This window comes from Lentzea sp. NPDC051838 (assembly GCF_040681245.1).
Classification (GTDB): domain Bacteria; phylum Actinomycetota; class Actinomycetes; order Mycobacteriales; family Pseudonocardiaceae; genus Lentzea.
Genome location: NZ_JBFAYI010000003.1, coordinates 236,068 through 249,400 on the forward strand (window position 1 = coordinate 236,068; position 13,333 = coordinate 249,400).

11 protein-coding genes are annotated in these 13,333 nt (G+C 66.6%); 7 read left to right on the top strand and 4 right to left on the bottom strand.

Going from position 1 to position 13,333, the window contains the following annotated elements; translation table 11 throughout:
* Positions 1-32: 32 nt before the first annotated feature.
* Together AB0M24_RS10075 and AB0M24_RS10080 are read left to right on the top strand one after the other, a co-directional pair.
* Positions 33-1,721 carry an ABC transporter family substrate-binding protein gene (locus tag AB0M24_RS10075; protein ID WP_363763668.1) on the top strand — a complete coding sequence of 563 codons (1,689 nt, stop codon included), beginning with the start codon at positions 33-35 and terminating at the stop codon, positions 1,719-1,721.
* A 69-nt stretch (positions 1,722-1,790) separates the two neighbouring features.
* Entirely contained in the window at positions 1,791-2,669 is an 879-nt protein-coding gene (locus tag AB0M24_RS10080; RefSeq protein ID WP_363763671.1) for a hypothetical protein, read from the top strand.
* Between the two features lie 16 nt (positions 2,670-2,685).
* Here the strand turns inward: AB0M24_RS10080 and AB0M24_RS10085 are convergent, their stop codons facing one another.
* Together AB0M24_RS10085 and ligD are read right to left on the bottom strand one after the other, a co-directional pair.
* On the bottom strand, positions 2,686-3,597 hold the full coding sequence (locus tag AB0M24_RS10085; protein ID WP_363763674.1) for an ATP-dependent DNA ligase: 912 nt from the start codon (positions 3,595-3,597) through the stop codon (positions 2,686-2,688).
* A complete protein-coding gene (gene ligD, locus AB0M24_RS10090; protein ID WP_363763677.1) occupies positions 3,587-4,531 on the bottom strand; it encodes a non-homologous end-joining DNA ligase in 945 nt (314 codons plus the stop codon). The genes AB0M24_RS10085 and ligD overlap by 11 nt, the downstream gene beginning before the upstream one ends.
* Here ligD and AB0M24_RS10095 point away from each other — a divergent pair.
* The 3 genes from AB0M24_RS10095 to AB0M24_RS10105 all read left to right on the top strand — a co-directional run bounded on the left by AB0M24_RS10095 (position 4,530) and on the right by AB0M24_RS10105 (position 7,105).
* Positions 4,530-5,315 (top strand): alpha/beta fold hydrolase, encoded by a 786-nt coding sequence (locus AB0M24_RS10095; protein ID WP_363763680.1) that lies wholly within the window; start codon positions 4,530-4,532, stop codon positions 5,313-5,315. The two genes, ligD and AB0M24_RS10095, sit on opposite strands and share 2 nt — an antisense overlap.
* 72 nt (positions 5,316-5,387) lie before the next feature.
* Positions 5,388-6,425: a GDP-mannose 4,6-dehydratase gene (locus tag AB0M24_RS10100; protein ID WP_363763683.1), complete on the top strand. Its 1,038-nt coding sequence runs from the start codon at positions 5,388-5,390 to the stop codon at positions 6,423-6,425.
* 41 nt (positions 6,426-6,466) lie between these two features.
* Positions 6,467-7,105 (top strand): maleylpyruvate isomerase N-terminal domain-containing protein, encoded by a 639-nt coding sequence (locus tag AB0M24_RS10105; RefSeq protein WP_363763686.1) that lies wholly within the window; start codon positions 6,467-6,469, stop codon positions 7,103-7,105.
* Here the strand turns inward: AB0M24_RS10105 and AB0M24_RS10110 are convergent.
* Together AB0M24_RS10110 and AB0M24_RS10115 are read right to left on the bottom strand one after the other, a co-directional pair.
* Positions 7,097-8,983: an ABC transporter ATP-binding protein gene (locus AB0M24_RS10110; RefSeq protein ID WP_363763689.1), complete on the bottom strand. Its 1,887-nt coding sequence runs from the start codon at positions 8,981-8,983 to the stop codon at positions 7,097-7,099. The two genes, AB0M24_RS10105 and AB0M24_RS10110, sit on opposite strands and share 9 nt — an antisense overlap.
* Complete coding sequence (locus AB0M24_RS10115) at positions 8,980-10,707, bottom strand: ABC transporter ATP-binding protein (protein WP_363763692.1); 1,728 nt, start codon at positions 10,705-10,707, stop codon at positions 8,980-8,982. The genes AB0M24_RS10110 and AB0M24_RS10115 overlap by 4 nt, the downstream gene beginning before the upstream one ends.
* A 65-nt stretch (positions 10,708-10,772) precedes the next feature.
* Between AB0M24_RS10115 and ccrA the strand changes: the two genes are divergently transcribed.
* Both ccrA and AB0M24_RS10125 read left to right on the top strand, forming a co-directional pair.
* Positions 10,773-12,092: a crotonyl-CoA carboxylase/reductase gene (ccrA, locus tag AB0M24_RS10120; RefSeq protein WP_363763695.1), complete on the top strand. Its 1,320-nt coding sequence runs from the start codon at positions 10,773-10,775 to the stop codon at positions 12,090-12,092.
* 16 nt (positions 12,093-12,108) lie between these two features.
* Complete coding sequence (locus AB0M24_RS10125) at positions 12,109-13,323, top strand: cytochrome P450 (protein ID WP_363763698.1); 1,215 nt, start codon at positions 12,109-12,111, stop codon at positions 13,321-13,323.
* The last annotated feature ends 10 nt before the right edge of the window (positions 13,324-13,333 follow it).

Sequence of the window (13,333 nt, forward strand, 5' to 3'; positions counted from 1 at the left end):
CTGGTGTCCGGGCACGAGGGAGGTTCACGACAGTGAGTCGACGTACCAAGGTGGGAGTGACCGCGCTGGTCGCGGTCGCCCTCACGCTTACCGCGTGTGGGGGGCCCAGCAAGACCGACTCCGGGCTCAAGGGGTCGGAAGGCACGGTCGGTCAGGCGGACATCAACCCGCAGGACGCGTCCAAGGTCAAGGACGGCGGCGAGTTCCGCTGGCCGGTCGACCAGCTGCCGGACAACTGGAACTACTACCAGCTCGACGGCACCAACGCCGACGGCCGCAAGATGATCGACGCCATTCTGCCGAACCTGTACACGCAGAAGGCCGACTCGACCATCGAGGTCAACAAGGACTACCTGGAGGACGCGAAGCTCGCGTCCACCGACCCGCAGGTCCTCGAGTTCAAGATCAACCCGAAGGCCAAGTGGTCTGACGGTGCCGCGCTGTCGTGGGAAGACTTCGACGGCATGTTCAAGGCGCTCAACGGCACCAACAAGGACTTCTCGGTCGCCGGCACCACGGGCTACGAGGACATCGAGAAGGTCGAGAAGGGCGCGACCGCCCAGGACGTCAAGGTGACGTTCAAGAAGAAGTTCGCCGAGTGGAAGGGCCTGTTCTCGCCCCTCTACCCGAAGGTCGCCTACGCCTCCGCCGAGGAGTTCAACAAGGGCTGGGCCGACAAGCCGAAGGTGACCGCCGGTCCGTTCAAGATCGGCACGATCGACCTCACCGGCAAGCTCGTCACCGTCGTCCGCGACGACGCGTGGTGGGGCCAGAAGCCGAAGCTCGAGAAGATCACGTTCCGTCAGGTCGACCGCCCCGCGCTCGCGGACGCGCTCGCCAACGGCCAGATCGACTACTTCGACATCGGCTCCAGCATCGACAACTTCACCCGCGCGAAGTCGATGCAGGGCGTCACGATCCGTCAGGCGATCACGCCGGACTACTCGCACATCACCTTCAACGGTGCGGACTCCTCGATCCTCAAGGACCCGAAGCTCCGCGTCGCGCTGATCCGCGGCATCGACACCAAGGTCATCACGCGGGCGCTGCTCGGCCAGATGCTCAAGGGCGACGCGCAGATCACCGGTAACCACTTCTTCCTGCTCGGCACGAAGGAGTACAAGGACAACTCGTCCGTCGCGTCGTTCGACAAGGAAGCCGCGAAGAAGGCGCTCGACGACCTGGGCTGGAAGCTCGAGGGTGAGACGCGCAAGAAGGACGGCAAGGAGCTCGTCGTCCGCTACGTCATCCCGACGCCGAACCCCGTGTCCGACCAGATCGCGAAGCTCGTGCAGTCGCAGCTGAAGGACATCGGCGCCAAGGTCGACATCCAGGCCGTCCCGTCGACGGACTTCTTCAAGCAGTACGTCAACGTCGGCAACTTCGACATGACCGGCTTCCGCTGGCTGGCCTCGGCCACGCCGATCTCGGACGGCAAGGGCATCTACTACCTCGACCCGGCCAGCACCAACCAGAACTACGGCCGCATCGGCTCGGACGAGGTCAACAAGCTGCTCGACCAGGCGAACGGCGAGCTCGACGACACGAAGCGCGCCGAGCTCACCAACGAGGCCGACAAGAAGATCTGGGAGCTCGGCCACCAGCTGCCGCTCTACCAGCTCCCCGGCGCGGTCGCGATCAAGAGCAACGTCGCCAACATGGGTGCCGTCGCGTACGCGAACCGTCCGTACGACTACATCCACATGGGCTTCACCGAGTGATGTAGGTAGTTTTGCGAACGGCCCGGCGGGTCTCCTGCCGGGCCGTTCTTTTTCTGTTTGGAGCTTGCTGTGCTGCGTTCCCGGGTTCGTGCGCTGCGCCATGGTGTTCTCGCCACGGCGATCGTGCTGGTCGTCTGCTTCGTGGTCGCGCTGTTGTCGTGGCTGTCGTATTCCTCTGACCGCGATCTGTTGTCCTCCATGACCTCGCGGTCGCTCGGCGACGTCGTGTCCTATTCGGACGGTGCGGTCGAGGTGCGGTGGCCATCGGGGTCGGCGCGTGTCCCGTACGAGAACGGCGACCGGGTCGTGGGGAAGCAGGCGCAGGTGGCCTTCGATCCCGCTGACCCGTCGCGTGCGGTGATTCCGGGCGCGGATCTGTTGCTGGAGACCGATCGTGCGCTGGGTGGCGTGACGTTCGCCGCCGCGGTGGCGTTGCTGGTCGTTTTCGCTGGTGCCGTGCGGTTGTTGCTGGCTGTCCGGTCGTCTCGGGCCGCCGCCGAGACGGTGTCGGTGCGGCGGATCCGGTTGCAGTCCGGGCTGATGGTGCGGTCGTGGCTGGAGATCGACGGGCCGGTCGAGCGGTGGCTGCCGGTCTACTACGATCCCGCGCTCGTGACCTTGCCGTCGCCTGTCGACGTTTCCTTGCGCGGTGGACGTGTTGCCGTGGTCGACGGCGTGACCCTGTATCCGTCGGGTCGTGCTGTCGTGAAGCATCCGCGTGGTCGCCGGGTCGACAACCCCGCTCGGCCTGATCCGGAGACGCGGGCGCCACGGGGGTTGCTGGTCCAGTTGAGGGTGGACGCGGTGTTCCTGGTGCCCGCGCCGATCGTCGGCCTGTTCTGGGCTTACGTGGACGGCAGCGGGTTCACGGGCTGGATCACGGCGACGGTGGTCGCGGGTGCTCTGGGGCTGTGGTGGGGAGCGTTCCGGGGGTCCGACCCGTCGTGACCGGCGTGTTCCTCGCCTACTTCTCGCGTTCGCGTTGATTCTTGCGGCGTTTGCCCTCGTGCATCGCGACGACGCGGGCGACCGGGATGGTGTGACCCTCGGCGATCAGGTCTTCCGGTAGCTGCTGAGGTGCCGGCATCAGTTCGGTCCACGGGTCGCCGTCGAACCTGGTCCTGACGGTGAAGTCGGCCGGGGTGATGTTCTTCAGCTCGGTCCACGGCACGGGGAACGAGATCGGCAGGCCTTCGCGCAGACGGGGGCTGTAGGCGGCGACGACCGTGGCGCCCCACGCGCGGGTCGAGTCCAGGAACACCTTTCCGCCGCGTTCGGCGCGGATGTAAGCGGTGGTGGCGATCTCGGGGCCCAGCTTCTCGGCTCGCGCCGCCACGGCTCGCGTGGCCGCGGCGACGTCGTCGGGGTCGTGGTGGGTGAGTGGCACGAAGATGTGCACGCCCTTGGCGCCGCTGGTCTTGATCGCGCCTTCCAGTCCTGCTTGAGACAGCGCTTCCTGGATGAGGAACGCCGACTCGACCACGACGTCGAAACCGGAGCCCTCCGGCGGGTCGATGTCGAGCACCATGTGGGTCTGGTGGTCACCGAGGAAGAGCGGGACGTGGTACTCGACCGCGCGCTGGTTCGCGAACCACATCAGCGTCAGCTTGTCGTCGCACAACGCGTACTTGATCTGCCGGTGCGACGTCTCCGCCCACATCTCGACGGTCTTCACGAAGCTCGGCGTGTACTTGGGGACGTTCTTCTGCATGAACGGGTCCTGGCCGCGCAGGATCCGCCACACCGACAGCGGCCTGCCTCGGAGGACCGGGACGAACCTGTCGGCAACGAAGTCCAGGTACTCCACCAGGTCGCCCTTGACCGTGCCGCCGAACAGCGGCTGGTCGAGGCTCGAGAACTTGATCTCACTGCTCATCGGGAACCTCGAGCTCGTCTCTGGCGGCCCACTCCAGCAGCGGTTCGATCGACCAGACCGCGTCGTCGATGCCGGCGTGCAGGTCACCCAGTTCGGCGTAGCGCTTCGGCACGGTGGCGATGGTGAACTCGCGCGGCTCGACGTCCGGGATCTCGTCCCAGCGGATCGGCGTCGACACGGTGGCCTCGGGGAAACCGCGCACCGAGTAGGCGCTCGCGATCGTCCGGTCGCGCGTGTTCTGGTTGTAGTCCACGAAAACCAGCGACGGGTCGCGGTCCTTGCGCCACCACGTGGTCTCGACGTCGTCCGGTGCCCGGCGTTCGACCTCGTGCGCGAACGCCAGCGCGGCCTTGCGGACGTCCTGGAAGCCGTAATCGGGCTTGATCCGCACGTAGATGTGCAGGCCCTTGCTGCCGGACGTCTTCGGAAACCCCGTGGCGCCCAGTTCCGCGAGCACTTCCTGCACCACGAGCGCCACGCGACGGACCCGGTCGAACGTGCAGGTCTCGCCGGGGTCGAGGTCGATGCGCCACTCGTCCGGCTTCTCCGTGTCCGCCGCGCGCGAGTTCCACGGGTGGAACTCCACAGTGGACATCTGCACGGCCCAGATCACGTCGGCGATGTGCGTGACGCAGAGTTCGTCCGCATGGCGGTTGTAGCGCGGAAAATGCACGCGGACGGTCCGCAGCCACGGCGGTGCGCCGTGCGGAACCCTTTTCTGGTGCACTTTCTCGCCCGCGACGCCTTCGGGAAAGCGGTGCAGCATGCACGGCCGTTCCCGCAACGCCCTGACGATTCCGTCGCCGACGGACAGGTAGTAGTTCGCGAGATCCAGTTTGGTCTCGCCGCGCGCGGGAAAGTAGACGCGGTCGGGGTTGGAGATCCGCACGACGCGGTCCTCCACCTCGAGCTCCACAGCCGGAGACTTGCCCATGCCCGTCACGCTAGCCGTTTCCAGGCGTTTCCTCAGCCCGAACGGTGTTTCGCTGGCGGGCGTGGCTGTGGACACCGATCTCTGGTTCCGGCGTTTCGCCGAGGCTCCTCCCGGCGCTCCCCGGCTCGTGTGCTTCCCGCACGCGGGCGGCGCGGCGAGCTGGTACCAGCCGTTCGCTCAGTACTTCTCCGGTCGCTGTGAGCTGGTCGCCGTCCAGTACCCCGGCCGACAAGACCGCAGGTCAGAGGCGCTGATCGATGATGTTCGGACGTTGGCCGACCAGATTTCGGGGCTGCTGACGTGCGACCGGCCGCTGCACCTGTTCGGGCACAGCATGGGCGCGATGATCGCGTTCGAGGTGGCTCTGCGGGTCGCTCCCGACCACCTGTTCGTCTCCGGGCGGCGCGCTCCGCAGATCGTTCGGGACGATCGTGTTCATCAGCGCGACGACGCCGGTCTGATCGCGGAGGTACGGCGGCTGGCGGGCACGAACGCGCGCGTGTTCGACGACGAGGAGCTCGCGCGGATGGTGCTGCCGGCGATCCGCGCCGACTACCGGGCCGCCGAGACCTACCGCTACCGTCCGGGCCCGTTGTTGTCGTGCCCGCTGACCGCGCTGACCGGTGACGCGGACCCGAAGGCCGCTGTGGACGAAGTCGCGTTGTGGCGAGAGCGCACTGCCGGGCCGTTCTCGTTGAACGTGTTCTCCGGTGGCCATTTCTTTCTGTCCGACAACAGAAGTGCTGTTGCCGCTCTTGTTTCCGGCGATTCACCTAGTGCCTGAACCCCTAATTTGGCAAGGGATTCAGGTCCGTCCCGTGTCGGACCTTGGTAGAAGGTGATGAGAGGAAACGGGATGACCAAGCGGGCACTGATCACCGGGATCACCGGTCAGGACGGGTCGTACCTCGCCGAGCATCTGCTCAAACAGGGCTACCAGGTCTGGGGATTGATGAGGGGCCAGGCGAACCCGCGCAAGATGCGGGTGTCCAGGCTGATGTCCGAACTGTCCTTCGTGGACGGTGACCTGATGGACCAGGCGTCGCTGGTGTCCGCTGTGGACCTGGTGCAGCCCGACGAGGTCTACAACCTCGGCGCCATCTCGTTCGTGCCGATGTCCTGGCAGCAGGCCGAGCTCGTCACCGAGGTCAACGCCATGGGCGTGCTGCGCGTGCTGGAGGCGATCCGCATCGTCTCCGGTCTGTCCAGCAGCCGCAACAACGGCAAGGCCGGCCGCGACATCCGCTTCTACCAGGCGTCGTCGTCGGAGATGTACGGCAAGGCCGCCGAGACGCCGCAGCGCGAGACCACGATCTTCCACCCCCGCAGCCCCTACGGCGTGGCGAAGGCGTACGGGCACTTCATCACCCGCAACTACCGCGAGTCGTTCGGCATGTACGCGGTCGGCGGCATCCTGTTCAACCACGAGTCGCCGCGCCGCGGCTCGGAGTTCGTGACCCGCAAGATCTCGCTCGGCGTCGCGAAGATCGCCCAGGGCCTGCAGGACAAGCTGGCATTGGGCAACCTGGACGCGTTGCGCGACTGGGGTTTCGCCGGCGACTACGTGCGCGCGATGCACCTGATGCTGCAGCAGGACGAGCCGGAGGACTACGTCGTCGGCACCGGCGAGATGCACTCGGTGCGCGACGCCGTGCGCCTGGCGTTCGAGCACGTCGGCCTCAACTGGGAGGACTACGTCTACATCGACCCGGTGCTGGTCCGCCCGGCCGAGGTCGAGATCCTGTGCGCCGACACCACCCGTGTGCGCGGCGAGCTCGGCTGGAAGCCCGAGGTCGACTTCTCGTCGCTGATGAAGATGATGGTGGAGGCCGACCTGAAGCACGTCGCCACCGAGCACGAGTACGGCGACCTGCTGGCCGCCGCCAGCTGGTAACTGTTCTGCCCCGGATCCACAGCCGCTGTAGCTTGGCGGCTGTGGATCTTTTTTCGCATGCGCTGGGGGCGCTGCTGCGAGCGGTCTCCGAGCTGTCCGACGACGATTTCGCGAAGCCGTCCGGGTGCGAGGGCTGGCTGGTGCGCGATCTGGTGTGCCACTTCGTGATCGACGCGCAGGACGTGCTGATCACGCTGGTGACACCGACCGCGGACCCCGTCACGCACGATTCCGTTTCCTACTGGAAGGTGTCGTCCTCGGTTGCTGACGATCCGCTGGCCGCTCTGACCGTGCGGCTCGCGGCGGCTTACGGCGAGCCTTGGATGCTGAAGCACCACGTCGACGACGTCGGCCAGGCGGCTCTGCGTGCTGCGCAGCTGGCCGATCCGACGTTGAAGGTCAGCACCCAGGACATGGTGCTGTGCACGTCCGGCTACCTGGGCGCGTACGTCTGGGAGTGGACGCTGCACCACCTCGACCTGGTGATGCATGTCGACGTGGCCGGCCCGCCTGCGTCGTCATTGGCTCGGTGCCGGGAGATGCTGGAGCAGATCGCCGGGGCGTTCCCCGCGACGTGGACTGACACCGACGTGCTGCTGGTGGGAACGGGACGGCGCGCCCCGACCGAAGCGGAGCGCGCCGAGCTGGGAGATCTGGCGATCCCGTTCGTTCTAGGCTGAGTACAGCCGGGCGTAGAAGCCGTTGGCCGTCATCAGCTCCTCGTGCGTGCCGCGCTCCACCACCGCTCCCTGATCCATCACGACGATCAGGTCGGCGTTGCGGATCGTGGAGAGCCGGTGCGCGATCACGAAGCTCGTCCTGCCTGCCCGCAGTGACGTCATCGCCTGCTGGATCAGCACTTCCGTGCGCGTGTCGATCGACGACGTGGCCTCGTCCAGCAGCAGGATCGCGGGCTGGGCGAGGAACGCCCGGGCGAGCGTGATCAGCTGCCGTTCGCCTGCGGACAGCCCGCCGTGCTCCTCGTCGAGCACGGTGTCGTAGCCGTCGGGCAGTGACCGCACGAACCGGTCGACGCACATGGCTTTCGCGGCCTCGATCACCTCGTCGCGGGTCGCTCCCGGCCGTCCGTAGGCGATGTTCTCGGCGATCGTGCCCTCGAACAGCCACGTGTCCTGCGAGACGAGTCCGATGGCGGAGCGGAGGTCCTCGCGGGTCATCGACGTGATGTCCGTGCCGTCCAACAGGATCCGGCCGCCGTCGAGGTCGTAGAACCGCAGCAGCAGGTTGCCCAGCGTCGTCTTGCCCGCACCGGTCGGTCCGACGATCGCGACGAGCTGGCCGGGTTTCGCCGTCAGCGAGAGGTCGTCGATCAGCGGCTTTTCCGGCGCATACCGGAAGGAGACGCGCGAGAACTCGACGTGGCCGCGGACGGGGGAGACGGTCGCGGGTGTCGCCGGCGCTGGCGACTGCTCCGGTTCGTCGAGCAGCTCGAACACTCGCTGGGCGGACGCGAGGCCGGACTGCAGCTGGCCGGAGAAGTTCGCGACGTCGATGATCGGCCGGGAGAACATGCCGGAGTACTGGATGAACGCCTGCACGTCACCGATCGACACGCTGCCACTGGCCACTCTCAGCGCACCGACCACCGCGACGAGCACGTAGTTGAGGTCCGTGATGAACCGCGTCGCGGGCCCGATCAGGCCGGAGATGGCCTGAGCGCTGAAACTCGACTTGTACATGGTCTCGTTGCGCTCGGCGAATTCCTTGGCGGCTTGTTCCTGCCGTCCGAACGCGGTGATCAGCGCGTGCCCGCTGTACATCTCCTCGACGTGCGCGTTCAGCGCGCCCGTCGACTGCCACTGCTGGGCGAACTTCGGCATGGCGCGCCTGGAGATCCACGCGGCCAGCACGAGTGCGATGGGCACGCAGATCAGCACCAGCACGGCCAGTTCGACGGAGATCACCAGCATGATCGCCAGCACGCCGACCACGCTCACGACACTCGTCAGCATCTGTCCGATCGACAGCTGGACGGTGCGCTGCAGGTTGTCGACGTCGTTGGAGACGCGGGAGAGCACCTCGCCGCGCGGGTTGCGGTCGAAGTAGGCCAACGGAAGCCGGGTGAGCTTCGCGTCGATCTCCTCGCGCAGCCTGTAGACGGCGTGCTGGACGATGTCGTTGACGACCCAGCCCTGCACCAGCATCGACAGCGACCCGATCACGTACATGCCGAGGATGATCAGCAGCAGCTGGCCGAGCAGCGGGAAGTCCACGCCCTGGCCGGGGACGATGTGCACGGTGCTGATGACGTTGGCGAGGGTGTCCTTGCCCTGTTCCCGCAGCTGGGCCAGGACTTCTTCCTGCGTGGCACCGGCGGTCAGGCCGCGGCTGACGAGGCCGGTGAAGATGAGGTCGGTGGCGCGGCCGAGCAGGATCGGGCCGAGCAGGTTGAGCCCGATCGTCACGACCGCGAGCGAGCCGATCACGACGATCTTGCCCTTGTACGGCAGCAGCAACCCGAAGAGTCGTTTGGTGGTGCTGGGTTTGCGCGGTTCTTCGACTTCGGTGGCGAGTTCGGGATCGGCGAGCAGTGTCATCGGACGGCCCCTCCAACCGGCTGGGAGCCGGCGATCTCCCGGTAGGTCTGGTTGGTCGCGATCAGCTCGGCGTGCGTGCCGGAGCCGACGACCTGGCCGTCCTCCAGCACGACGACCCTCGACGCCTGCTCAACCGTGCTGATCCGCTGGGTGACCAGGAGGATCGTGGCGTGGCCGAGCTCTTGTGCGAGGGCCCTGCGCAGACGGGCTTCGGTGCCGAGGTCGAGTGCGGAGAAGCAGTCGTCGAGCAGGTAGATCTCTGGCCTGCGCACCAGGGTTCGCGCGATCGCGAGCCGTTGCCTCTGTCCACCCGAGACGTTCGAGCCGCCCTGGGTGATCGGCGCGTCGAGACCGAGCGGCCGGACGAACTCGGCGGCCTGCGCGATCTCCAGCGCGTGCCACAGCTCGTCGTCGGTCGCGTCTTCCTTGCCGTAGCGGAGGTTCGACGCGATCGTGCCGCTGAACAGGTGTGCCTTCTGCGGCACGTACCCGATGACCTTGTGCAGTGCCAACGGATCGAGGTCGCGGATGTCCACGCCGTTGATCAGCACCTGGCCGCCCGTGACGTCGTAGAGCCTCAACGCCAACGAGAGCAGCGTCGACTTGCCGCTGCCCGTGCTGCCGAGGATCGCGACGGTTTCTCCTGGCCTGGCCACGAGGTCGACGTCCCGCAGCACCGGTTTCTCGGCGCCGGGATAGCCGAACGTGGCCGCGCGCAGCTCCAGGTGCCCGCGCGTCTTCATCTCGCGGACGGGTTTCGCCGGCTGCTTGATGCTGGACTCCGCTTGCAGCACCTCGTTCACCCGCCCGGCCGACACCCCGGCACGCGGAGCTTCGGTGAAGACCAGCATCGCCATGATGATCGCGACGATGATCAGCGTGATGTACGACAGCAGGGCGAGGAGTGCGCCGAGCTGCATGCTGCCGTCGTTGATGCGGTGGCCGGAGAACCAGATGATCGCGACGGTCAGCACGTTCATGACGGTCATGACCATCACCGGCATCGCCGCCATGATCCGGCCGACCCTGCGCGAGGTGCCGTAGAGGTCGCGGTTCGTGGCGTCGAAGCGGCCGCGTTCGTGCGGGTCGCGGACGAACGCCCTGATCACCCGCACACCGGTGATCTGCTCGCGCAGCAGGTGGTTGATGCGGTCGAGGAAGCGCTGCATGGCCTCGTAGAACGGCGAGAGCCTGCTCAGCATCAGAACCAGGCCGATGATCACGATCACGACCAGCCCGATCAGGATCGTGGACACCGGCACGTCCTGCACCAGCGCCAGCGCGACACCGCCGACGCACATGATGATCGCCGACACCGCCACGTCCGCCGTGGTCAGGACGATGCTCTGGACCTGCCCGACGTCGTTGACGGTCCTGGTGATCAGCGAGGGCGCGCCGATCTGGTCGACCTCGCGCGCACTGAGGTTCATGACCTTGCGGAACACCTTCTGCCGCAGGTCCCGGCCGAGACCGGACGACATGCGGGAGCTGAGGAACATGGCGCCGCTCGCGGTGAGGATCTGCACCGCCGCGACGCCGAGCATGGTGAGCCCGGTGCTCCAGATGTAGCCGGCGTCGCCGAGGAGCACCCCGTTGTCGATGATCTGCGCGTTGAGCGTGGGCAGCAGCAGGGTAGCGGCGGTCTGGACCAGCTGCAGCACCACCAGGAGCACGAGTGTTCCCCGGTACGGCCGGAGGTGGTGGTTCAGGAATCTGACGAGCACACGGACCAGCAGACCGCAGTTTCTCAACGAGATTCCCTAGCGTTCGCTCTCCTACCGTCTAGTGCATGAGCGAGATCCTCAGCGCGATCGAATCGGACGACGCGGTGGCGCGGGACTTCGAGGCGCTACCGGTGCCGGACAGCTACCGCGCGGTCGTGGTCGAGGAGGGCGACGCGGACATGTTCGCGGGCCTGGCCTCGCGCGACAAGGATCCGCGGCGGTCGCTGAAGGTGCGCGAGGTGGCCACCCCGGAGCTCGCGCCCGGTGAGGCGTTGATCGCCGTGATGGCCTCCGCGATCAACTACAACACCGTGTGGACGTCGATCTTCGAGCCGGTGTCGACGTTCGGGTTCCTGCGCCGGTTGGGCGGGCGTCACGACCTGCCGTACCACGTGGTGGGCTCCGATCTCGCCGGTGTCGTGCTGCGCGTCGGGCCTGGTGTTTCCGCGTGGCAGCCGGGCGATCGCGTGGTCGCGCACTGCCTGGACGTGCCGCTGGAGCACCCGGACGGCCACAACGACACGATGCTGGACCCCGCGCAGCGGATCTGGGGCTTCGAGACGAACTTCGGCGGTCTGGCCGATCTGGCGCTGGTGAAGGCGAACCAGCTGATGCCGAAGCCCGAGCACCTGACGTGGGAAGAAGCCGCTTCTCCCGGTCTGGTCAACTCCACCGCCTACCGGCAGCTCGTGTCGGTCAACGGCGGCAACATGAAGCAGGGCGACACGGTCCTGATCTGGGGTGCTTCCGGCGGACTCGGTTCCTACGCCACGCAGTTCGCGCTGAACGGCGGCGCGACTCCTGTCTGCGTCGTGTCGTCGCCGGAGAAGGCCGCGCTGTGCCGTGCGATGGGTGCCTCGCTGATCATCGACCGATCTGCCGAGGACTACCGGTTCTGGAAGGACGAGCACACGCAGGATCCTTCTGAGTGGAAGCGGTTCGGTGCGCGCATCCGTGAGCTGACCGGCGGCGAGGACCCGGACATCGTTTTCGAGCACCCCGGCCGTGAGACGTTCGGTGCTTCGGTGTTCGTCGCGCGCAAGGGCGGCAAGATCGTCACCTGTGCTTCCACTTCCGGTTATCTGCACCAGTACGACAACCGGTACCTGTGGATGAACCTGAAGTCGATCGTGTCCTCGCACTTCGCGAACTACCGCGAGGCGTGGGAGGCGAACCGCCTGGTGGCCAAGGGAAAGATTCATCCGACGCTGTCTCGCGTCTACTCGCTCGACGCCACCGGCCAGGCCGCTTTCGACGTCCACCGCAACGCCCACCAGGGCAAGGTCGGCGTGCTGTGCCTGGCGCCGTCGGAAGGTCTCGGCGTGCTGGACCACGAGCTGCGCGACAGAAATCTCGCCGCGATCAACCGATTCCGCACCTCCTGAGCGAAGGTTTCCCGCGATGACGGAAGAAGTAATCGCGCCTGCCTCGGCGTGCCCGTTCCCGTTCGCCCGCGACCCGCACCGCCCGCTGGACCTGCCACCGGAGTACGGCAGGCTGCGCGCCGACCGCCCGGTGCAGAAGGTCGTCACCCCGGCCGGCGACACGGCGTGGCTGGTCGCCCGCTACCACGACGTGCGGGCGCTTCTGGCTGACACAGAACGCTTCTCGGCCGAGGTGATGAACCCCGGCTACCCGCGCTACCTGTTCCCGGTCGACCCGCAGCCGGGCGCGTTCGTGACGGTCGACCCGCCGGACCACACCCGCTACCGACGCATGATCATGTCGATGTTCACCAAGAAGAAGGCCGAGGAGGTCCGTCCGTCGGCCCAGAAGCTGGTGGACGAGCGGATCGACGCGATCCTGAAGCTGCCGCAGCCGGTCGACCTGGTCACGCACTTCGCGCGTCCGATCCCGTTGACCGTGGTGTGCGAGCTCCTCGGCGTCCCCTACAAGGACCGTCTCGCGTTCGGACGTTGGATCAACACCCTGGTCGAGACCACGTCGTCGCAGGCTCACCGCAACGCCGCTGCTGGTGCGCTTTTTGGTTATCTGACTAAGCTGGTGGCTCAGAAGGAAAAAGAGCCCACCGACGACGTGCTCGGCCGTCTCGTGTCTGTTCAGATGGCTGCAGGCGAGCTGAAACGCGAGGAAGCCGTCGTCATCGGCATGATGCTGCTTTCGGCCGGCTACGACACCACAGCGTCGTCGATCGCCCTGAGCATCCTGACGTTGCTCGAACACCCCGAGCAGCTGACCAAGCTGCGCGAGAACCCGGACCTCATCGTCGGTGCCGTCGAAGAACTGTTGCGGCACCAGAACGTGATGCAGTGCGGTGTCGGCCGGGTGGCTCGCGTCGACGTCGAGATCGCGGGCCAGCAGATCAAGGCGGGGGAGGGCATCATCGCCCTGCTGTCGTCGGCCGACCGCGACGAGTCGGTGTATTCGGATGCCGACTCACTGGACATCACGCGCAAGGACTCGACTCCTCTGGCGTTCGGACACGGAATCCATTCGTGCATCGCGAAGTTCCTGTCCCGTGTGGAGCTTCAGGTAGCTCTGCTGACGTTGATCACCCGGATTCCGACTCTGGCGTTGGCGAAACCGGCCGACGAGCTCCGCTTCCGCGACGGCGCGATCGTCTACTCGCTGCGGGAGCTCCCGGTCGTCTGGTGATCGGTTTTTC